The sequence below is a fragment of the Vibrio hippocampi genome (assembly GCF_921292975.1).
Lineage (GTDB): Bacteria > Pseudomonadota > Gammaproteobacteria > Enterobacterales > Vibrionaceae > Vibrio > Vibrio hippocampi.
The window spans coordinates 1,352,704-1,374,673 of sequence record NZ_CAKLCM010000002.1 but is presented as its reverse complement, the minus strand read 5'-3'; the positions used below and the strand labels follow the sequence as shown (position 1 = coordinate 1,374,673).

At 42.6% G+C, this 21,970-nt stretch carries 22 protein-coding genes and 1 tRNA gene; 15 read left to right on the top strand and 8 right to left on the bottom strand.

Translation table 11 applies throughout. The features are described from left to right. Positions 1-84: 84 nt before the first annotated feature. From L9Q39_RS08505 to L9Q39_RS08495, 3 genes are all read left to right on the top strand, one after another. Positions 85-1,122: a potassium channel family protein gene (locus tag L9Q39_RS08505; protein WP_237484663.1), complete on the top strand. Its 1,038-nt coding sequence runs from the start codon at positions 85-87 to the stop codon at positions 1,120-1,122. A gap of 122 nt (positions 1,123-1,244) precedes the next feature. Beyond that, a complete protein-coding gene (locus L9Q39_RS08500) occupies positions 1,245-2,549 on the top strand; it encodes a BamA/TamA family outer membrane protein (protein ID WP_237484662.1) in 1,305 nt (434 codons plus the stop codon). 55 nt (positions 2,550-2,604) lie between these two features. Beyond that, positions 2,605-3,573, top strand: coding sequence for a hypothetical protein (locus L9Q39_RS08495; RefSeq protein ID WP_237484661.1), 969 nt, complete (start codon positions 2,605-2,607; stop codon positions 3,571-3,573). A 118-nt stretch (positions 3,574-3,691) separates the two neighbouring features. Here the strand turns inward: L9Q39_RS08495 and L9Q39_RS08490 are convergent, their stop codons facing one another. After that, positions 3,692-4,261, bottom strand: coding sequence for a UPF0149 family protein (locus tag L9Q39_RS08490; protein ID WP_237484660.1), 570 nt, complete (start codon positions 4,259-4,261; stop codon positions 3,692-3,694). 113 nt (positions 4,262-4,374) lie between these two features. Here L9Q39_RS08490 and L9Q39_RS08485 point away from each other — a divergent pair, with 113 nt between their 5' ends. From L9Q39_RS08485 to L9Q39_RS08470, 4 genes are all read left to right on the top strand, one after another. Further along, on the top strand, positions 4,375-6,573 hold the full coding sequence (locus L9Q39_RS08485; RefSeq protein ID WP_237484659.1) for an ATP-binding protein: 2,199 nt from the start codon (positions 4,375-4,377) through the stop codon (positions 6,571-6,573). 186 nt (positions 6,574-6,759) lie between these two features. After that, the gene (locus L9Q39_RS08480) at positions 6,760-7,209 is read left to right on the top strand and encodes an L-alanine exporter AlaE (protein WP_237484658.1); all 450 of its coding nucleotides are present in this window, start codon (positions 6,760-6,762) and stop codon (positions 7,207-7,209) included. Between the two features lie 143 nt (positions 7,210-7,352). Beyond that, positions 7,353-7,440, top strand: a tRNA-Ser gene (locus L9Q39_RS08475). Between the two features lie 325 nt (positions 7,441-7,765). Next, positions 7,766-9,004, top strand: coding sequence for a tyrosine-type recombinase/integrase (locus tag L9Q39_RS08470; RefSeq protein ID WP_237484657.1), 1,239 nt, complete (start codon positions 7,766-7,768; stop codon positions 9,002-9,004). 70 nt (positions 9,005-9,074) lie between these two features. On the opposite strand, the gene L9Q39_RS08465 is transcribed toward L9Q39_RS08470, so the two are convergent. Together L9Q39_RS08465 and L9Q39_RS08460 are read right to left on the bottom strand one after the other, a co-directional pair. Next, complete coding sequence (locus tag L9Q39_RS08465; RefSeq protein ID WP_237484656.1) at positions 9,075-9,797, bottom strand: NYN domain-containing protein; 723 nt, start codon at positions 9,795-9,797, stop codon at positions 9,075-9,077. Positions 9,798-9,866: 69 nt separating this feature from the next. After that, positions 9,867-11,741, bottom strand: coding sequence for a hypothetical protein (locus L9Q39_RS08460; RefSeq protein WP_237484655.1), 1,875 nt, complete (start codon positions 11,739-11,741; stop codon positions 9,867-9,869). 370 nt (positions 11,742-12,111) lie between these two features. On the opposite strand from L9Q39_RS08460, the gene L9Q39_RS08455 reads away from it, so the two are divergent. From L9Q39_RS08455 to L9Q39_RS08430, 6 genes are all read left to right on the top strand, one after another. Then, a complete protein-coding gene (locus tag L9Q39_RS08455; RefSeq protein ID WP_237484654.1) occupies positions 12,112-13,203 on the top strand; it encodes a hypothetical protein in 1,092 nt (363 codons plus the stop codon). A gap of 129 nt (positions 13,204-13,332) precedes the next feature. Further along, complete coding sequence (locus tag L9Q39_RS08450) at positions 13,333-13,569, top strand: helix-turn-helix transcriptional regulator (RefSeq protein ID WP_237484653.1); 237 nt, start codon at positions 13,333-13,335, stop codon at positions 13,567-13,569. Between the two features lie 41 nt (positions 13,570-13,610). Next, complete coding sequence (locus tag L9Q39_RS08445) at positions 13,611-15,077, top strand: YfjI family protein (protein WP_237484652.1); 1,467 nt, start codon at positions 13,611-13,613, stop codon at positions 15,075-15,077. Positions 15,078-15,110: 33 nt separating this feature from the next. Continuing rightward, positions 15,111-15,347 (top strand): helix-turn-helix transcriptional regulator, encoded by a 237-nt coding sequence (locus L9Q39_RS08440; RefSeq protein WP_237484651.1) that lies wholly within the window; start codon positions 15,111-15,113, stop codon positions 15,345-15,347. Positions 15,348-15,505: 158 nt separating this feature from the next. Next, entirely contained in the window at positions 15,506-16,162 is a 657-nt protein-coding gene (locus L9Q39_RS08435) for an inovirus Gp2 family protein (RefSeq protein ID WP_237484650.1), read from the top strand. A 424-nt stretch (positions 16,163-16,586) separates the two neighbouring features. Then, a complete protein-coding gene (locus tag L9Q39_RS08430; protein WP_237483978.1) occupies positions 16,587-17,564 on the top strand; it encodes an IS481 family transposase in 978 nt (325 codons plus the stop codon). 245 nt (positions 17,565-17,809) lie between these two features. On the opposite strand, the gene L9Q39_RS08425 is transcribed toward L9Q39_RS08430, so the two are convergent. After that, positions 17,810-18,568 (bottom strand): hypothetical protein, encoded by a 759-nt coding sequence (locus L9Q39_RS08425; protein WP_237484649.1) that lies wholly within the window; start codon positions 18,566-18,568, stop codon positions 17,810-17,812. Between the two features lie 260 nt (positions 18,569-18,828). After that, the gene (locus L9Q39_RS08420; protein WP_237484648.1) at positions 18,829-19,587 is read right to left on the bottom strand and encodes a hypothetical protein; all 759 of its coding nucleotides are present in this window, start codon (positions 19,585-19,587) and stop codon (positions 18,829-18,831) included. A 379-nt stretch (positions 19,588-19,966) separates the two neighbouring features. On the opposite strand from L9Q39_RS08420, the gene L9Q39_RS08415 reads away from it, so the two are divergent. Together L9Q39_RS08415 and L9Q39_RS08410 are read left to right on the top strand one after the other, a co-directional pair. Continuing rightward, a complete protein-coding gene (locus L9Q39_RS08415) occupies positions 19,967-20,176 on the top strand; it encodes an AlpA family transcriptional regulator (protein WP_237484647.1) in 210 nt (69 codons plus the stop codon). 8 nt (positions 20,177-20,184) lie between these two features. Beyond that, positions 20,185-20,370, top strand: a complete 186-nt coding sequence (locus tag L9Q39_RS08410; protein ID WP_237484646.1) for a helix-turn-helix transcriptional regulator — start codon at positions 20,185-20,187, stop codon at positions 20,368-20,370. Between the two features lie 45 nt (positions 20,371-20,415). On the opposite strand, the gene L9Q39_RS08405 is transcribed toward L9Q39_RS08410, so the two are convergent. The 3 genes from L9Q39_RS08405 to radC are packed head-to-tail and all read right to left on the bottom strand — an operon-like array spanning position 20,416 to position 21,829. Further along, the gene (locus L9Q39_RS08405) at positions 20,416-20,862 is read right to left on the bottom strand and encodes a DUF2787 domain-containing protein (protein WP_237484645.1); all 447 of its coding nucleotides are present in this window, start codon (positions 20,860-20,862) and stop codon (positions 20,416-20,418) included. Between the two features lie 50 nt (positions 20,863-20,912). Further along, positions 20,913-21,359, bottom strand: coding sequence for a DUF2787 family protein (locus L9Q39_RS08400; RefSeq protein WP_237484644.1), 447 nt, complete (start codon positions 21,357-21,359; stop codon positions 20,913-20,915). Beyond that, positions 21,356-21,829, bottom strand: a complete 474-nt coding sequence (gene radC / locus L9Q39_RS08395) for a RadC family protein (RefSeq protein ID WP_237484643.1) — start codon at positions 21,827-21,829, stop codon at positions 21,356-21,358. The genes L9Q39_RS08400 and radC overlap by 4 nt, the downstream gene beginning before the upstream one ends. Positions 21,830-21,970 lie beyond the last annotated feature (141 nt).

Below are 21,970 nucleotides of genomic sequence, written 5' to 3'. Positions count from 1 at the left end.
TGAAAAAACCAGTCTTCGGGCTGGTTTTTTTGTGGCGATTTGCCAAGATGAACACAAGAATATAAGTCACGAGGAACAGTCAAAGTGATGATTTGGTTGCAGTTAAAACGATGGTTCCAAAGCCATCTTTTTGACATTCGGTTTAAGACCTTACTATTGATCGCCATTGGATATTTAGTGCTCTGCTGGGTGCTGCTTGTCGCGGCGGGAGAAACTGAGTTAACAGAATCGTTTTCTCGTTTTGTCTATTTTATGGTGGTGACGGGTTCCACGGTGGGCTATGGAGATTATTCGCCAACCACCTCAATGGGTCGTTGGGTGGTTGCTATTTTGGTTATTCCAGGTGGTTTAACTCTGTTTGCGTCTTTGCTTGGGCGTATCGCAGGGACAGGTTTAGAGTATTGGCGTTCAGGGCAATTGGGTAAAAGGAGAGTAAAAGTGGACAAACATATCTTGATATTAGGCTGGAATGGTCAGCGTACCGTGCATTTAATTCGTATGCTGCAACATGAGGAAACCGGTCGACGCCCAATCGTATTGTGCTGTCGTTCTGATATTGAGAACCCGTTACCCGGAGAAATTGGTTTTGTTAGAGTCAACAGCTATACCGATGGGCGAGAAATGGAAAAAGCCAACATCGAGTCTGCGGATTGTATCTTGATTGATAACCCAGAAGATGACATTACGCTCTCTGCGGCACTGTACTGTTATAGCAAAAACCCAAATGCGCACTTGTTGGTGTATTTCAAGGATGAAGCCCTTAGCGACTTGTTACATCAACATTGTCCAAATTCTGAATGTATTCCTGCTGTGGGTGCGGAGATGCTTGCCAAAGCAGCGGTGGATCCCGGTTCCAGCGTGCTACATCAGGAGTTGCTCAGTTCGACTCGAGGCATGACTCAATATTCCACCTATTACCCGCAAGATAGTGCTGAGACCACCATGGCAGTTCTGTTTATGGCTATGAAAAAACACCACGCTGCGACCTTGATAGCCGTCGACAGCGGGCAGGGAATTGAGCTTAATCCCGACCTAGATCGCGTGATTACTGGGGGAACCAAAGTTTTCTACATTGCTGATGAGAGGGTCGACAGCATTGACTGGAACTCACTAGTCAAATAACCAGCATAATTGTTGCTAGTTATTATACAAAGCGACGAAATATTTCTTGCTGCCGTCTTGCGTTCTGTATATTATGCGCGCTCATTTAATTGATGCTATGTGCCAAATAAATTGGAACGCAAATGATACGACTATCATCTCTATTACCAGTGCTCTTGTTACTTGCTCCAGCTTTTGTGAGTGCTAACGAAAGTGACGTTGTTTTGCCAGATTATGCTCATCTGGCGACTGATAAAGACCAGATCATTTACCAAGCTGATCTTGATGCAGCAGAAGCAGGACTTACCCAATATGAAACTGCGATTGAAAAATTAGAGCAGGACAACATCAATGATCAGTACGATCAGGCCATCGAGAACCTTGAATATGGTCAAAAGTACTATCAAGAAATCAATGGCTTACCCATGTTTAGCTTTTTGGGTGGTCCTGCCTATACACCAGAGCAAGGGTTACTGGTTGCAGCAGGTGGACTCTACTCATTTAAAACGGATCGTAGCCAGCCATTATTACAGCGTTCTAGCGCATCTATGTTCCTGATCGGTAACTATGTCGATTCTGAGATCGGTTACGGTTTGCGTTCAAAGCACGATATGTTTTGGGATAACAACGATATTCGTTTCCAAGGTGAGTTGAATGCCGGTGTTCAAAGCAAGCATTACTGGGGTATTGGTTATGACGCCGCTCAGGCAAACGACCTTGGTGATGAGACTCAGTACAAATCGAAATCCACTAATTACCACGGTACGCTCGTTTATCGCGTTCATGACGACTGGTATCTAGGTCCTGCGATTAAGGTGAACTATCTCAGCCCTAATGATACGCCGGATGTCGCGGTTGACGATGAAAACTTTAATAAGTTCAAAGACAAGCCATTTACTTGGGGTATTGGTGGTGTGATCCAGTACGATACACGCGATGTCGTGGTCAACCCATGGAAAGGTATTTTATTTAAAACTGAAGCGCTACTTTATAGCGAAGCCCTGGGCAGCCAAGCCGAATATCAAAAGCTCGATGTTGAATTACGCGGCTTTCACAGTTTTTCGACGGGACGAGTGCTAGCCTTACTCGCCCATTACCAGCAAGCATATGGTGACGTGCCTTATTATGATATGCCTGAGCTTGGCGGCGCAAAATCGATGCGCGGCTATTTCCAAGGTCAATATCGCGACAAGGTCGCAGGTGAATTAACCGCTGAATATCGCCATATGTTTAGACGCTCAACAGGTGATCTGTCGAATCATGGTTTAACAACTTGGTTAGGTCTAGGCGCGGTTGGTAACGGTATTGAAGATCTTGCGGGGCACACCGTGGTTTCTTACGGTGTGGGTTATCGCTATGAATTACAACCAAGAATGAACATTCGACTCGATCTTGGCATGGGTGAGCATGGAGCGGCCTTCTACTTTAATTTTACGGAAGCATTTTAATTTTACGGAAGCATTTTAATTTCGCGGAAGTATTTTAATTTTAAGGTATTCAGTTGTGAATAAGCTATTAGTTGGTCTGGCATTGCTTGGTGGTAGTGCCGTATCTAGTCACGTTTCTGCTCTTGAGTTTGCCGCCGATGATGATCTAAGACAGCAAGTTGAACGCGATAAGAACGAAGCTCACTGGAGTGGTCTCCCTGTATGGGGTGACAAGGTTCGTGAGATGGGTTATGAACTGCCTATTCCTGTCGGTATCGGCATCTATATGAACTCGCAAGATGTTGAGTATATTGCTAACGATGACTTTAAGATTGCGGCAACCAATGGGCTGTTAGGTAAGGCTGGCGATCATTGTAATATCTGGCAAGATTGCACCACCAATTACTCTATCCCTAAGTCTGATGTCGATATTCTTGGTCAAGATAAAAGTATTCAATTGCGTCTAGATGCATGGGTGTTTCCATTCTTAAATGTCTATGGACTGCTTGGTTACACCGAAGGAAGCAAAGATATTCAAGTCGATCTATCTAATGCTGAAATGGAGGGCGACCCGTTTCCTATTACAGGTGTCCAGTTTACGCTACCTCTTGAATATAAAGCTTATAATGTAGGTTTAGGTGCGGTTCTGGCGGGGCAAGTTGAAATTGCCGAAGGAATCAACCCAATCATTATTACTGCGGCTGGTGCGATCACAAACTCGTGGACCACCACCACAGACAGTACTATTTTGACGACGATTGGCGCAGTACGTGTTGGTCAGCGCTATGATGTCCCTTACGGTAAGCTTGCGGTTTTACTGGGTTATCAATATCAAAGTATTTCGCAAAATGTCACAGGGTCGATTGACCTCGGTGTTATAGCAGAAGAGTTGCACTTTGACGTTGACCTAGAAAGCAAAGAAACCTCAAATATGTCGGTCGCGATGGTCTATGACTTTGGATACCAAAAAGAGTGGAACATTATGGCGGAATACAGCTTCCTAAACTGGGACCAGTTGATTGTGGCTCTTGGCTATCGCTTCTAAAAAACCGCTCCTAAAAAATCGCGTCTCTATAAAAAACAAGCCTCGTAATGGAAACATTGCGAGGCTTGTTACTATTTGGTGAAGGCGAGTGCTTGCTGCCAGTGGCGCTCAATCACGACTAAAGCTCTTGAGCTAAAATTGCGCCTTTTTGCGTGATGCCACATAGCATCATCGGCATGGCAGCATAGATCTCGGCAAACTGCTCTAATCCCTGAATCCCTTGAGCTTGAAGTGTTGCCATTGAAGTTTCTGGATCGAACAGCATGCTCAGTGATAACAGGACGCCACCCAGTAGCGCATTGTCTTCGCTCTCTTCTGGCATAAGCGTTTCCCAGTCATCGCGAGCCAGTTGCCATCCTTGCAGCATCCCCTCACAAAATTGCTTGGTTTCTTCGGTCACAATCTCTTCTTCACTTAATTGGCATGCTTCAGGCCATTGCCATTCACCATCCAATAGTGCTGGGCGATATTCATTCCAAAGTGTTACGACTTGTTGAGCAAACTGCTCAAGTTGCTCTCCACTGGTAAAAGGAGAAACTTCTTCGCCGCCCCAAAGAAATGGCAGCCATTCTTCCGGCGGCAACGTATGAGGAGCGGAAGCCATGGCGGTGATAAACCCTTGCGTCTGTGGCAGAGTCAGTAATCTTCCGTCAAGCTCAGGAAGGGAAAGTATGTCTTTTAAAGTCAAAATGCTTTACCGTATAAGCAGAAAATTGGCTTAATAGTAGCAATCTGTCATCGAATAACAAGTAGTTGCAGTCAATCAGTGTCACCATAGAAGAAGGGAAGACTTCGTAGATTATGTACATTCGTCGTTCATTAAGAAGAAAGAGCATTATTGCACTAGGCATCTATCTGGCGGCGATGCTCATTCTGGTTGCGACAGTCACCTATTGGGTTGTCAAACCACCGGTACAGACCAAACTTGAACAAACGCTTGATGCGCGTACGCAATTGCTGGCGAAAGATGTCTCTGCGCCACTTAATGAATCCATTGGCGTCCTTAAAAGCGTGGTTGCCACGACGCAGTCGGTTAAAGACGTCCCTTTGCTTGATAAAATTCTCACCCAAGTGTTTACCACTCATTCTGGTGTTATTGTTGGCGGTGGAGTTTGGCCAGAGCCCTTTAGCGTTGACTCCAATAAAGAGTTAGCCAGTCTATTTTACAATCGAACTTCTCAGGGTGAGGTTGATAAGATCGATCTATGGAATAATCCTTATGGTAGCGGGTATCATCATGAGACTTGGTACTTGTCGGCAGTTTCGCAACCTACGGGTAGCGTGCAATGGTCATCGGTTTATATTGATCCCTACACCAATGTGCAGATGATTACCGCTTCTTCTCCTTATTACATCGACAATCAATTTGCTGGCGTAGCCACGATAGACCTGTCACTGGAACAACTGGTGCGCTATGTAGGACGTAAAGCGAGAGAGCATGATCTTGGCGTGCTGATTCGCGATTCAAAACACCACATAGTGAGCGAGTACAACTTCCGTCTTGGCAAAGACGTTTATGTCAGTCAAGTTTCATTTGGGCAATTTGATTGGCAGTTAGATGCGGTCAATGCACACCACTTGGTTGCCGATCAAGTGTCCGATATGGTTATGGGCGTTGAGTTAGGTATTTTGCCAGTGATGCTGCTTTGTGTCATAGGGGGCTATTTCTTAATCAATCGCCATCTGATTCGACCGATTACACGCATTGCCAAAAAAGTCGAAGCCTCCAATCCGGGTGACACGATTCATGTCTACTATCAGGGGCACGATGAGATCCGCTATTTAATCGACTCATTTAACCAAAAAACGGATTTATTAGAAAAGGAACGCGCTAAAGCACTGGCGTCAACCAACGCTAAGACGGCTTTCCTTGCCACATTGTCACATGAGATACGCACACCAATGAATGGAGTGTTGGGAACCGCACAACTGTTACTCAAGTCAGAACTCTCCAAAGAACAGCGTAAGCATTTGCGAACCCTATATGAATCAGGTGAGCACATGATGGTGTTGCTGAACGAGATCCTTGATTTCTCCAAAATTGAGCAGGGACATTTGGAGCTTGAGAACCATCCATTTCCTATCGCTTCGATTGTTGGCAGTGTCAACAGCGTCTATCACACCATGTGCACGGAAAAAGGCTTGGACTTCGAGATTATTTCCCATATTCCCAAGCATGTTTGGTATTTGGGTGACAAAGCGAGACTTAGACAGATTCTATTTAACCTGCTCAACAATGCGGTCAAATTTACCTCAGATGGCAAAGTTGAAGTGCATCTATTAGAAACGCGTGTTAATGATTTGGTATGGCTAAACATTAAGGTCAAAGATACCGGGATTGGCATCTCTCAAGAAGCCAAACAGCGCATCTTTAAGCCATTTGAACAAGCAGAGTCCAGCACCACACGTCGTTTTGGCGGCACAGGTTTAGGGCTTGCGATTGTGCATGAAATCGTCGACAAAATGAATGGCAGCATTAGCGTTGAAAGCCAAGTCGGGCAGGGGACTGAGTTTGATATTAATATTCAGCTTCAGAGCACTAAACCGGAGTCAAAACGTCAACGAGGCGACCAAAAGCTCGACTACTCGGGTCTAAGAGTATTAATCGTTGAAGACAACCGCACCAACACCATCATTCTCGACACCTTTATGAAGCGTAAAGGGTTTACCACAGAATCGGTTGTTAACGGTCGTCACGCGCTAAAGCTCCTAGCCGATAAACAATATGACCTTATTTTGATGGACAATCATATGCCGGTTATGGATGGGGTTGAAGCGATCACGCATATCCGTAATGATCAATCCATTAACCAAAACACGCTGATATTTGGCTGTACTGCGGATGTTTTTAAAGAGACAAGAGAAAAAATGCTGAATGCGGGCGCTGACTTTATTGTTGGGAAACCGGTTGATGAAAGGGTCATTGATGATGCCTTATATCAGTTTGCTCAGAAACTCTACCAATACCAGGCAGTAGACACTATCGCCACTGGAGTGTGATCTAGTCAAATTAACTGGTTTGATTATAAAAAGCAGTGCTTAGCACCAAAGATGATTCATAAAATAGAACCTAAAACTACAAAAATGGTGATTTAATAGCGCACCTTTCTGGCTAGTGCTTAATAACGAGTGAATCCATTGGTTATTAGGTTGTTTTTGTAGTTTTTTTGTCTATTGGTAGCGCAAGTGAGTAGTAAGAATCGTTTTTGTTTTCGTGGTGCAGCAGCAGATACTTTTGCAATGGTCGTGTTTTGCTTTGTTTCTGGAATGTTGATTGAAGTTCTGGTTTCAGGAATGACTTTTGAACAGTCGTTAGCCTCGCGTCTTCTCTCTATCCCCGTCAATATTGCCATCGCATATCCTTACGGCGTGTTTCGCGATTGGGTGCTAAGAAATGGTGCTAAACTCTCTGACCGTTCGTGGATGAAAAACCTAGCGGATTTACTTGCTTACGTCTCGTTCCAATCGCCAGTATACGCAGGTATCTTATTGACGGTAGGCGCATCACCAGAACAGATCGTCACAGCAGTCTCAAGCAATGCCGCCATTTCGTGTGCAATGGGCGTCGTTTACGGCTATTTTCTCGATTTTTGCCGCCGCTGGTTCCGTGTACCGGGTTACGCTCAACAAGTATAAGGTCCAATAGTTGTTCAAATTACCCATAATTTGAGCAGTTAAACCTAAAGCAGGCGTTTTTTGTCGATAAGGGCTTGACCAAACCCAAGATAATCATTAAATTAGCGCCTCGTTAGCCAATTACGCTAACCACAATTTGATTCGGTGAGTTGTCCGAGTGGCTGAAGGAGCACGCCTGGAAAGTGTGTATACGGCAACGTATCGAGAGTTCGAATCTCTCACTCACCGCCACATTCTATACTAAAGACGTCCTAGGACGTCTTTTTTTATGCCTATTATACTTCTAAATCAATAAGTTATCGTCCGATAACGTCCAAAGATGTCCTAGTTCGTTCGCCATTTTGGGGTATGACAAAGTGTATGTTTTAATCTTTCCCGACTTCGGGAATATACCACTTGAACCTGATTTGCTTAGCTCCTATTTAAGTGATTAGAAACTTAGGAATTACATGAGTTACAGCTTTGATTTTATATAAATCAATTACTTAGGGTTGAGTGGTATGACGCGAAAAACTTAACTTTTTCTGAGTGTAGCTTAGTCATACCAGGGGGCAATATGTCGCACTTAATACATCGTCTGAAAGACAAGGAAATCGAACAAGCACAGGGCCGTGATCGAATCTATCGCTTACCTGATGGTGGTGGACTTTATCTATTGGTAAAACCCAATAACCTCAAATACTGGGAGTTTCGTTACACTAAACCAGGTACAAAAAACAGAACCTTCTTAGGATTGGGTAGCCTAGATATGATCAACGTTGATGGCGCTCGTGACAAAGCGTTTGAGATGCGCAAACTTCTGAAGGAAGGTATTGACCCTAAATTAGACAGGATCGAGAAGAGGACCCAGATTCAACAAGAGCAAGCTTGTACATTCAAGTCAGTCGCTGATGAATGGGTTAAGACAAAGACGAAACTAAAACCTAAGACCGTCCAAGGTAACTGGAGAAAGCTCGAGCTTTATGCATTTCCAAAGTTCGGTGGGATCCCGGTTAAATCACTGACGCCAATAATAGTTCAGGAAGCGTTTAGGCCGATTGCTCGTAGAGGCAAGTTGGAGACAGTAAAACGCACCATCCAGTTGGTAAATGAAATCATGCGCTTTGCCATTAATAGCGGTTTGATCCAACACAACGTTTTATCTGGAGTTGGAGAAACTTTTGCTTCTCCTGATGTGAAACACATGGCGGCACTTAAACCTGATGAACTAACAGAGTTACTACAGACAGTTGCAACTGCAAATATGCAGCTGGCTACCAAATGCTTAATTGAGTGGCAGCTGCACACCATGACTAGACCAAGTGAAGCTGCTGGTGCTCGCTGGGATGAGATTGACATAGAAAATCGACTCTGGTTTATTCCAGACACACGGATGAAAATGAAACGTGAACATCGCATTCCATTGACTGACCAGACTATTGCCATACTGGAGCGCATACATCCTATCAGTGGACATAGGGTGCATGTATTTCCATCTATGCGCTTCCCTAAGCGGTCTATTGACTCTGAGACCATCAATAAGGCCCTGGGACGCATCGGGTTCAAAGACCGCACCACCGCGCATGGTATGCGCTCTCTCGCCAGTACTACGTTGAATGAAAGAGGTTTTGATCCGGATATCATTGAAGCAGCTTTAGCTCACCAGGACCGTAATGCTATCCGCTCTGCCTATAATCGAACAGATTACCTGGAACGCCGACGAAAAATGATGGAGTGGTGGAGTAGTTACATCGATGATGCAGCAGTAGGTTCATTGTCAGTAACAGGTGCTGTACATTTAAGAGCGATCGGTTGAATTCATGGTAAATGGTAATTTAGGGCTTAGCTGTAAAGCCCTAAACTTTTTTCATTTTTACTTCTGCTAACTACACGCAGATTTCAGTAATACGATTTTCACCAGTGGGAAGGCTTTCTAGTTTGACGTAGCCTTTTTGCTCCATGTGATTGATGAAATTCATGAAGGTTTTGAATTCCGTATTATTCACTTGAAAACTTGGGTCTAGAGCTTTCATCCTGTCATTAGCAATGGAAACGTTGCTTGGAAGTTTGCTCTGGTTCATATTCCTGACGGCGCTCATAAAAAGCTTATCAAGGTTGCCCACTACAGAAATATCTTTCTTTGGAAGGAAATCTTCGACGAACAATAAGTTGTCGAATGACTTAGCGATAATCGCTCTATCTTTGTCGGATTTTTTGCAGACTAACCATACTTCTCTACCGAACTTTCTCAGTTTATCTGCAATTACAGTAAAGTCAGAATCTGTGGTCATAAAGCAATATCTATCAACTCTCGGGTTATCAAGGTGCAGACTTTCAAAGGCATCCAAGCTGAGTAACAAATCCGCTCTGTTCTTCTCTTTACCAATTTTGGGCGTGTCAATAATATTGAAATTATGCTCTAAGATTTGAGCTTTCAGTGATTTCTTTGCTGTCGCTTGGTTCCCATAAGCCGACTTAATTGTGAATATACAGTTGTACTCGTCGTCAGCGCTGAGGAAAGAATTCATTACTTCTTCAAGCTGAAAGTCGCTAGCAGCTATGTTTTCCATATCAATGTAAACAGCGATATTAAAGTTTTTCTTTTTCATCAAGTTGTGTCCCGGAAATAAATTCAAGAAGGGGTAAACTAGGCAGTGACTTAGCCACTGCCTTTACTGTTAATGCTTTTTCAGTTCGTAACAGAGCCTGAAGCCTGTCTTCATGCCTTTGTATTTTCCGGTTGAATCTTGAGGACCATGTGCCCTTAACACATAAGCGTCCATATAGAACGAAGTGAGACTAGCTGAACGGATCTGAACCCCTTCTAGTAGCCACTCACAAAAGAAGTTTGAATCAATAAACTGTAATCCGTTCTCTTCGATACAGTGAAGAGGTTTTGGGAACCGAAGGTGTAAGTTGTCAAAGTCATTTTGAGCCATGTAGGGTGGGTGAGAATCATATTTGTCACCTGTAGTGGTGATGAATATCATGTCACTGTCTTGGCCACGTTTTGGTTTTGACCAGTTTTCTCCTCTCAATGATTTGTATTCTGAGTAGTTCAGAATACGAAGTGGAACCCCCGTTTGTTTCTCCAACCAGTTAATGTAGGCTAGGACGTCAAAAAATGTACATGATGCCGGCAGAGTGATATCACTCTCGGCGTTGACTGGGGCTAGTGAATCACCTTGTCTGTTTTCGTTGTACTCTGCGTTTTGTTCTAGGAAGTAGATGAGATCACCAATCGTTATGAGTTCGGAGACCATCATTTCTTTTTCATCGATGGATACTTGATTGAAACCATCAAGACGAACGTTAGAACGTCTGTGCTCAGGATGATAAATCCCTTTATATTGAAAGTACTCACGCAATATAGTCTGGGTACCGGGGTAGTTTTGCATGAGGCCACCACTGTGGTAATAGTTCATTTCTGAGCAGTGACTATCCCATTCTCGGTTCCCCTCATATTCAAAGTAGTGCCAGCGTTCAAAGCGATAATCTTCTATAAAGCTCGGGATATCTGCTCGTTTTAAATTGTCACCATATACCTCGTGAGTAAAGACCGCATCGCGTTGGTTTTGGACGAGGAAGTCAAAGTTTCCTCTGCCATCCGATAAAAAAATCAGTTTATCGTTGTAAGGCAATACGTTCACCCAGCCTGCATCACTTTGTTTAAACCGTGCTGCGAGAAGTGTTTGAATATATTTTTGAGAGTCGATATCAAGAGTCGCTTCTTCTTCAGGAGTGGTGCTTTGAGCGTAAAGTTTGATATAAGCAGTGGTACTAGGAATGTTGGTTAGAGCATTTCCTAGAAGGTGATAACTGCTGCCACTAGTAATAATCCTGTTGTTTAGCAGTATAAGGTCGACAATTTTCACCGATATTTGTTTATATCGGGTTGGTCGCTCTACTGGCTCTGTGGTTTTGTTGGTTAGATAGTCTAATACTGAAGGCAAGTTTGTTCTATCCACCACAGATAGCGTAATTTCAGATGCGACATCCAAGCTAAGTAATTCCTGTTGCCTTATTGGAAGCACGCTTGGATCAAATTTACTGTCGGCGATTTGTCGTACGTGATAATTGTTGAGTATGATCTGTTCCCAATCAGCGTCTTGCTGCAGTGCATCATGCAAGTCGCCACTATGCCATCCGAATACACCAGAAAAGTCAAAATCATGCCCGGTAAACAGTTTCTGAGGTGTAGGTTCTTCAGAGAAGAACAATCTCTCTGATACTTGCTGGTGGGTGAAAGGATAGTATAAGTGATGCGCGCCCTTTTTTCTGTGTTTGAGTAGGTCTTTGCGCTTTTTAAGGTTATGTTTTGCCATGAACGGAAGTAAGCTTCCATTGTACTCTTTCTCGTAAGCGGCAAATCCACCAGCTATTCCAAGACATTTAGTAATGGCGTTTAGTTTTGTTGTATGAGTGATTTTTTCACGGTCACGTGATGTTCTTTTCGCAGAGACTTTGAGCTCTGCTGGAGATAGCCCTGTTAAGGGAACAATATGGAACTTCTCTAATGGGATGTATGTAGTTGGGATTGAGTTATTAGTCATTCTAAAACCTTTAAAAATAAACAAGCCCCATCACACTTTAGTGACGGCGTACTTCCGGCTATAAGGTCCGAGAATGATGGTTTGATCGTGAGTGGTAGTGTCTTTTTCTTCAACGATGTGAGTGCTTTGTTTTGTAAGAAGTACATTACAAACCGCAGGTAAGCCTCAGCCCTTTGTGTATAACCTAAATTGAAATATTGGCTAAGTCAATAGATTGTTCGCGTAAATCTTCATCACTTATTCGTTTTCCAATTTGCTCTCCGGAATTGTCAAAGGTAGTCTAGCAAGTACTTTTTATGACTTACAAAACATTAAGTTGCTGCTATTTCTGCTACTAATAGCAACAAATAGCTATGAATGGAGATGCTTCGTGAGATTGTCAAACAAGCTGACTTATAAGCTTAGTGATGTTGATGAGATAGCCCCTATTGCAGATAAACTTAGAAAGTGCATTCTGTTAGAAATTCCAGTTTTCGTACCTGTACCGAGCGGTTTTCCGGTTTGGGCTATAGACCCACAACTAGAGAGCTTAACTAAATCCGATGTTATTTTAAGTGAAACGAATATTCTCAAGAAAGCACAACTTGTCAGGTATTTTATGGGAGAGCAAGATTTCAACGCTTTCGGACAGCCAAACGTGGTTACATCGAACCTGCGTTCTTCCACATTGCTTAGTGACGTAGAGCTTTTACAACTTGATACCAATGATGTAAAAAAACTTGCTGATTCAGACAGGATATCAGTTAGGAGTTTCTCAGGTGTGTTTATGTATGATGTTGAGAAGAAACATCATCGAGTATGCAAATCTGTACCTGTGCCCAAATATGTATTTGAGGTGGATGATAGCCATCAAGCGAATCTCGCCAATATTTTTTCTAAGTTCATGATGGTTGGTTCTGAACTGAGGTTTGTATTATGCTCTCAGAGCAGCACAAAGGGTGTAAAATTCAACCACCCTGTAGAGGACATCAAGACCCAAGAAATTTTCGCTTCGGATTGTGAAATATTGGAGCAAGATGTATCGAAATATCTATTCAACGAAGCTGAATACCAAAGTAGCGTTTATCATCTCGAACCTGAGTATCACGTAGCAACGACCTTTGTCGAGCTGTCAAAAGCTGGATTCCTTTTGCATGTGAAGAGTATGCCTATTGTCTCCGGAGGCGTCGCTGGCTTTATAGGACGAAAGTGCCCTAGCATTAAAGGGAAGGGAGCTAGGGAGGCTAGTGCTTTCTTAATTGCTCCTGAGCCCAGAGGTCGAGTTCAAATCAAAGGATGTCAATTTCCATGTTTAAAAAGTGTTTTTAATACTCATTGGGGCAATCAACAACGGTTGAAACGAGACGCGATTAAGAAAAAAAAGGAACAGGTTATTGGCACATTTGAAGAGTTAGGCTTCAGTGAATACTATGCCAAAGAAGCTGAAAAAATCATAAGACCCGACCAATATAAAAAAAGTTAGGAGGAGTTGAAGCCCAGTTAAATCAAGGGCTACGGATTCTTTCTCTCACCTGAACGGACGTCTTCTCCTATGACTTCCTCATGCTAATGTTTTTTACTTCTCCCATCACAACAAATTGGGAGAAGTAATATGCAAGACCAGTCCTTATCACATTCAAACAAAATCCTTCGCTTGAAAGATATAGCGTTGTTGATTGGCTTGTCGCGCTCAGCTTTATATGACAAGCAAAACCCCAAATCCCCAAGGTTTGATCCAACATTCCCTTCGAAGATCCAGCTAGGCGCAAGAGCCGTAGGTTGGAGAGAAAAGGACATCATAGAGTGGATCAACTCTATGAGGAATGAATCTACTGTTAGCGCCAAATAGAAAGCTTTTGTAAATCAACCTTAAAAGAGGAGTTGTGCACTGTGAATCACTATAGATATCAATTTCCAATCGATGGGGGGTACAGCCCAAGAGTCGAACATTCAAAGTTGATAACAAATGCGTTTAATGAGGCCAAAACAATCACTCAAGCGCCAGACCCAATGGTTTACTTAGCAACAATCAGTGCAGCGTCTGTTGCTCTACAAGGGGGTATAGATGTAGAGCTGCCAACAGGAAAGGTGGCACCAGTTTCTTTGATGTCATTAATTATTGCGGAATCAGGAGAGCGGAAGTCATCACTAGAAAATTTACTTACTAAGGGGATTAAATCCTTTCATAAGGAATCTACCGGGCGATTTAACGATAAAGTGAAGGAGTACAGTATTAGGGAAATGCTGTTCGAGAAGAGAAAAAATCAGATCGAAAAATCTTTCAACATGGAAGATGAAGGTGCAGTGGAGGAAATGGTCCATGCCTTACTTGAACATGAAAACGATGCTCCGAAGAAGCCGAAGCTAAAAAGTCTGAGTTTTGAAGACAGCACTGTTGAGGCGTTATTGAGTGGTTTGAGTGAACACATTCCTAATGCTTACCTTGGCTCTAGCGAAGGTGGAGTGCTGCTAAACAGCCGATTAATGTCTCATACAGCAAGCCTCAATGCTATATGGAGCGGCGATGAAGTTACGGTAAGTAGAAAAACAGCAGGCTCATTTACGGTAGAAGATGCTCGACTTACGATTAATATCATGACGCAATGGAGCGCGTTAGAGCGCTTCTTTAAGAGAGGCAAGGATGATGTTCGTGGTAATGGTTTTTTGTCTAGATTTCTCGTTTGCGCCCCAGAGTCTAATTGTGGTTTTAGACAATCCTATGGAGTTGAGTACTCGCTGGAAGATCTCTCAGTCTTCAACGAAAGGTTGAGTAAATTACTAACCCAAGCATCAGAGTTGCCGGATTACACTTCGAGACAGATTGTTCGGTTCTCAAATGAAGCAAAACAAGTTTGGATTGATATTGCGAATGATATTGAGTTTAAAATGGCACCAGAAGGCGTTTTTGAACATGTAAAAGATCATGCTTCTAAGCTACCTGAGAATATAGCTCGTCTAGCAGCAATAATTCATAGTTTTGATGACTTGCCAGAAGAAGATATCTCCAAAGCAGCTTTACTTGAGGCTGTTGATCTTATGGCATATTTTTCTGGCGAGTTTATTAAGGTTTTCGCAATGCAGCCTAAATACAAACAGGACGCAGAGAACTTATATTACTGGTTTAATGAGCAAGCTAATATGGGTGTCAGATATGTAAAAAGAGATAAATTGCTTCAATTTGGCCCGGATGGAACAAGAAATAAGAAATCACTTGATCTTGCTCTGGAGTATCTTAAAGTCAAAGAGCCATTTGGTGAGATCTTATTCAAGAAAACCAAGGTTATTGATTTGTTTCCTAATAACTTGTATGACGAAAGTAAACTTAGAGAAGATTTGCTATTTGATGTTGTTCATTAGTTGATATTTAACCTTAATTAATGAGGGTAGTGGATGAAGTTAATAAGTTTGGTTCAAGTTAAAAATATTACCGGTCTTGGTAAAACTAATATATATAGACTCATGAAAGATAGAAAGTTTCCTCAAAATATCAATGTGGGGAGTAGAACCCGGCGTTGGTTGGAAAGTGAAGTGCTTCAATGGGTAAAAGTAAAGCGGGGTGAGAGGTTGATGTTGTGCTCCGTTATAGTTAATCCACATAAAGAAATTATTGATAAGGTTTTTAATTAAAATAAATAGAGAGTGGCGTCTTTCTATTTATACTAGGTTTTGTTGGGTTTTTTATTTTTGTCCTTCAGTTTTTTCTTGGTTTTATTTTTCTGAAAAGGATATCTACATACTAACTTTTGGTTTGTTAATAAATTCAGGTGTCATAATGAGAGTGTGTTATGTATTATGAGATTTACAAATATTCAAAATATCTAGGGTTAAGTGTTAATAGTAACCATGACTTTAATGAAGTTTATCTTCGTTCTGTTCATAAGGTTTTATCAAGTGCGTTAAATGAGCACCCTAGAACTTTGATGTTTCATGTTGTGCTTCGTTATCCGGAAAATCAGCTTGGTGGGATAGAGGGAAGTATTAGCCGTTTTATCAACTCATTCAGAGAGAAGATAAAAGCTGACTGTGAACGAAAGACCAGGTTACACAAGAATGTCCATCGTACAAGTATTAGGTATGTCTGGTGCAGAGAGTACAGTGAGTCGATGAAGGAACACTTTCATGTCTTTTTTCTACTCAATAACGATACTTACTTCAGATTAGGAAATTATTTTTCACCAAAGGAGGGACATTTGACATGGATGGTGAATACGGCATGGGCAAGTGCTATTAATATATCATGGGAGAATATGCCTGGTCTCGTAGAGTTTGCAGGCTGCAAAACGATTAACGCTAGAAGAATTGCATCTAGTCACGTCAAGGAACGTGATGGGGTTCTTCGAGATTCATTTGAATCCGCGTTTCATTGGATGAGCTACCTTTGTAAAGTCGCAACTAAAGCTTATGGAGATAGTGTTAGAAACTTTGGCTGTAGTCGAAACTAAATTGAAGCTTGCACCGAATGTGACTTGGCTCTTGAGTCTTGCAAAAATAATTAACTCCTATCGTTACTTCCTTGAAAAGCAACAAAATATCCCACAGATGTAACTGTGGATAAATAGAGGAGTTACAAATGAGCTGGGAAACGAGATGGAGTGGAAGCGCCGTTACATGCACATGTGATGGGGAAGATTATCACGTAGAGGGTCTGATGTTGGAAAATCATGTTCATCATACAGAGCCTGGCATGAATCCAGGGGAAACCGATATAGTTCTAACGGAACATTACTCCGCAAACAATGAGCTTGGTAGCTTCAGGTGGAAGGTCACTTCAAGATTGTCTGGTCCAGAAGGTAGTGCTGTGATTGAAGATACATCCCTAATTAGCTGTGTGATTCATAGACATCCTTTCAACTATACTGGGTGTCTATGGACAGAGAAATCCAACAAAGACTACAGTGGGTAAAAATGTATGAGGAATGTGGTGACGCAGGTCTCGTATGTCGACGCTGTGGTATTTCCAGACCAACATTACGCAAGTGGGCTAAGCGATATAAGAAGTGTGGAATAGCTGGCCTGGAAAGTCAGAGCAGACGACCTCATTCATCTCCAGTTACTAAAGTCACTGATGAGCTAAGAGCATTGATCCTTACGATGCGTGAGAAACGCAATTTAGGGGCGCGGCGTTTACAAACGGAATTAATCCGACTTCACCAAATACACTTAAGCACCGCGACACTCCATAAAGTTTTATCTGAAGCGTCAGTCAAACCCATTGTAACTTACCGACGCAAAAAAGATTTCCAAAGATATGAGCGCCCAATTCCTGGTGATAGAGTCCAGATGGACACCTGTAAAATAGCACCTGGAATTTATCAGTACACAGCTATTGATGACTGCTCTCGCTATCGGGTTCTGAGGTGCTACTCACGGCGCACAGCAGCAAATACAGTCGATTTTATTGATTGTGTCGTGGAAGAGATGCCATTTCCTATCCAGCGTATTCAGACGGACAGAGGGCGTGAATTCTTTGCTGAGAAAGTCCAGAAAAAACTCATGATTTATGGAATCAAGTTTCGCCCAAATAAACCTGGCTCACCTCACTTGAATGGCAAAGTTGAACGCTCTCAGAAAACAGATAAAAGTGAGTTCTATCCGACCATAGATGTCTCCGTGGGGCTGGAAGAGCTGGATCTGTTACTAGCTGAATGGCAACACTACTACAACTGGGAACGCCCCCACAGCTCGTTAAATGGGCTAACCCCGATAGACAGGATTACTGAGATATCTGATCAAACTCCTTTGTCTGAAGAGGTATCTCAGCACTACCAGATCGAGAAAGAGCGGTTTCAAGAGCAGAATTACAAGCTTGATCTTCAGCTAAGAAAATTGAAACCATCTCTATGAATCACACAAATTAGCGTACCGGAAAGGTGCACTGTCGAGACACCGCTGTTTGAGATTATTAGCTAGACCATATCGCCATTATATTGTTAAACGCCCTTCAAAAGTAAGGGCGTCTTTTTACTTTTTAGTATATTTTAATTCTGGATAGTCGAATGTTTAAGATAAGGCCGTTTGGTCTCCACAAGGGTTTTTCTCAATAATATATCTTTGAAAGTACTAGGAAACTAATCTCCCCATACATGCTGTTAAAGCTCTGACCACCATAGGTTCTCTTGTGGGTCAAAGACATCAGGCCAACCTACAACTGAGGTAATACTTTGGCTTGAGTCTATCTCAACTTCAAAAATCATGTGTGGCTCAATGCCTGTAACCGATGATTCTAGTATGAAGTCACAAATGAATGCATTTGGCTTACCGTTATGTGAGTCAGCGATTATTGGCTGTTGACTCATCTGTGCAACAGCACCTGCCTTAGGTATGTGGGTATCAAATTGATTCTTAGTAAATTCCACGTTTGTTTCGAAAACGGTCTCGCAGATCTGGACTCTGGCTAACTCGCGAAATTTAGAACTACGTTGTGAGTCAATGCTGGTGGTTTTCTTTGATTGTGAGTGTAGACCATTAATCACATTTTCTGTTCTAACGACATCACCGTCATAGTCAAGCTTTACAATGGTAAAGACATTAATGCCTTTTGTATCGAAATTGGCATCGAGTTCGTATGGACAAGCGATAGCTGCGCCGTTGTGGCCGCGTTCTGCTGTAATTAGTTCCTCGTTGACACCATCAACTTGAATCTTCCCTGGTCTGCCAGATTCGAACAACTTTAGTTTTAAGTGGTTGTTGATTTCATCTTCAACCTCGTCCAGAACATCCTCACAGATGCCTACAAATTGATTTTTAAGCATGGCTTCCTCAGACGTATTTCCTGTAACAAGAGCCCATCCACCAATAACGATGGAAAGAGCTAGCCAACCCAGAATGATTTTTTTGATTGAACTCATGTGATTTCCTTATTTACTAGTTTGATTTTTTGCCGCCAAACAAAATGATGGCCACGATGACGAGCCAAAATGGAAGGCTTTTTGAGCCGAGTAAAACAGACAGTCCGATACCGATTGCGAGGAGAGCTTTCATAGCGCTGTCCTTGTAGTTGACTGATTTGCTGAATCGCACTTTAGTTGGCAGGATGGTTTCGTAATGCAAGCCAGTAACGTTTTAGTGAATGTCATCTAGTATCCTTTTATTGTTTTTAGTTTGAGCCCTACATGGTCGTAGGGCGGTTGTTATGCTTAATTGAGTTCTGTTGCTCGGTTGCGAGTTGCTGTTTGATGTAAGCCTTGATTGAAAATTCTTTTGGCCTTTTGAAATCGAAGGTTGATAGGTCTGCATTGGTTATGTCTGAGACGTCGGCATGCTTCACTTGACAGCTTTCTGCCTCTTGATAGACAACAGTTAAACCTTGCTCCGTTATCGCCAAACCTAGGGGTTCAATGTTTTGTTGACCACCAGGTAATTCAACTTTGAGTTGATTTGTGTTCATCAGTGCCTTGCATATCAGCTCGAAAGCTGAGCTGAAGACAGACGTGTAGCTAATGTTTGGAATCAAAGACTCGTCTACGTAGAGCAGTTCTTGCAATGGCATGGTGTCGTGTCTTTGGGACTTCTGTTGCTGGATGTCATTAAAGATAGAGTGGATGATGGCTCGATACTCGACTGGAAAAGTGTTAGTTAGCCATTGCTCTGCGAAGGTAAGAAGGATAGTTTCTCTTTCCCCGAAGCTATTTAGCGTTGAAGCCTCACGGCGATACCCATAAGGGCGGTCACGGGTATCTTTGGAAACGTTGAGGTGTTGGACAAGAATGTCGAGATTTCTTTGGATAGTTCGAATATCTCGTTCGATTCCGATAGAAGATAGTTGCTGTTGTAACTCCTGTACGGCTATTGAGTGAGTTTGTGGTATGCGATTGTGCAGCTCAAAAAGAAGCGATACGTGGTCTCTCAAGTTGGGTTTAGTCGCCATAACTAACTGCTGTGTAGGTTAAGGCAGAGCAATGCTATTCAGATAGAGTGGTTTGAACTAACTTGCTGTGCTATCAGTAAATAATTTCTGATGCTACGGATTGAGCGGGCATTACTTGCCGGATGGATTTTATGGCTTGCTTTATTTGCTATCAGTCACGGTTGGCGCAATTGAAAGGGAAGCTTCAAAGTGTGCGATGCTTAACTGATTAATAGCAATTAAAGGCGGCCGATTCACCTTGGTAATGTATGTTTGTTTTATTTTTGAATTGACTTAGCTGGCGACTTAAAGACCCAAACTACACACCAGGGGACTGCGGCGAACAAAAATTAGCTCTACTAATGTCATATCTTATGAATGGACGATAGTAGGGGGTATCATGCGATTTATCAGGATGAAGCAAGTGATGGAAATGACGAGTTTGAGTCGCTCTTCTATCAATCGTTATATCAAAGAAGAACGTTTCCCAAGATGTGTTCCGTTGGGCTGTCGAGCTGCGGTTTGGCTTGAAAGCGAAGTGCAAGATTGGATGCGCGATGTACTAGGGCGCCGTAATGAAAATGTTTTGTATGGCTATGATATGGACTGAGGTATTACATGGACCAGGGAGATTGGCTCAATGTTCGTCAGGTAATGAGTCGTGTTGCCTTAGGGCGAACCTGTATCTACAAGCTTATGGAATTTCAACAATTTCCTCGCCAAGTACGTGTAGGGGCTAAGTCGGTAAAATGGAGAGCTCGGGATATTGACGCTTGGATGAGGCAAAAAATTCGAAATCGTTAATACTAAGGCAACAAGGCTTGGTCACCCAAGCCTTGCTTTTGCTGTTTAAAAGCACTCAACTTTTATTTCATCAAAGCTTCCCATATCCAGATAAGCTAGAAAATTTCTTTCCCAAAGCGTATACATCTCACGTACATCGTCGCTATCAAGGCATTGCCAGCCCGAGTAGCGAGCAAAGAACGCATTGTTACCGATATCAAAATCCAAATCACGAGCAAGTTCGGGGTAGTGGCCTCCGGAGAAGCTGAAGTCTGTGATGTAAAGTAGGTGGCAATGATTGCCGTTAACTTTAGTAAAGCAAATTTCAACTGGATGAAATCCACCAGTATCGGCCGTGTAACTGGTATCTCTAAAGTTAACAGTGACGGTTCTTGCCTCAGATATATTCTTGTTTGACACTGTTGTTATTAGTGCATTAAGTAACTTATCTGAAACCCTTAGAGCGGTATTGGCAAAGGTTAATGGGGGTTGTGTGGTCGTTGTTACAGACATAAAGGCTCCTTACCGCTGTTGCGAGCGGCAATTAATTCAAGAGGTTGTGCTTAAGGCAAAAGCGTTTTAAGAACGGTAAGAGTGAGTTGGTTGAAGCCTTTGTTATTTAGTAACTTCACAAAGGCTTTGTCCCAAGACTGAAATAGCTCAATGACTTGTGGCTGGTCGAGATCACAGCGTTCAATGTCTGGTTGATAAAACCAGCCATGACAAAAGTTGAAGTAGAGCTGGACTTCCATTTGTGTACTGTGCTCATCTGGATAGGCAAAGCTCGCCATGACCGCGATGTGCCAAGGGCTCTCAATGGTATCTCTGGCCAGATGAACCTCGATAGGGTGAGACCCATTACCGGTTTGATAGTACTGAGTATCCCGAAAATTAAGAGCGATACGTTTTGCTTCTTTGGGAACTGCACACAATTCAAGTGAAGCGCAAAGTCTTACTTTAAGCTCGTTCGATAATGGCAATACGTCGTTATGCAAAATTGGCAAGCTCATATTAGCCCCCTTTCAGCAAATGAAACGGGTGTTTCTCCAATCACAAAATGATCAAGCACTCTAATATCGATCAAAGCTAATGCGTCACTAAGCCGTGAAGTGATGCGTCTATCTGCTTGTGAGGGCTCAGCCTGTCCTGATGGATGGTTGTGAGCGAAAATGACTGCTGCGGCGTTTCGCTCTAATGCAAGCTTAACGACTTCTCTCGGATAAACCGTAGCAGCATCAATGGTTCCAAAGAACAGCTCATTGTATTCAATCAATCGATGTTGATTGTCCAGTAATAGCACTGCGAAAACTTCGCGTTCGTGTTGAGCCAGTTTGTAAGTCAAAAACTCTTTTGTGGCGTTGGGGCTTGTAAATACATCTCCTTTTAAATGTCGGTTAGCTATTATTTGCGCGGTCTGCTCCAGCACTTGGTGTTCCGGCAACGATTTGGCTTTTAGGTAGCTGGTGGATTTGTCCTTCATTTTATTTCTCCAATCTAATCAATGCACTACTTCACCTAAGTAATATATGCCTGAGATTTTTTTGAATTGAATGAGTTGGACGTCTAGGGATGGTAAGGGAGCCAGTGACAAAAAGTGGTACTAGTTTTTCCTATATCTATG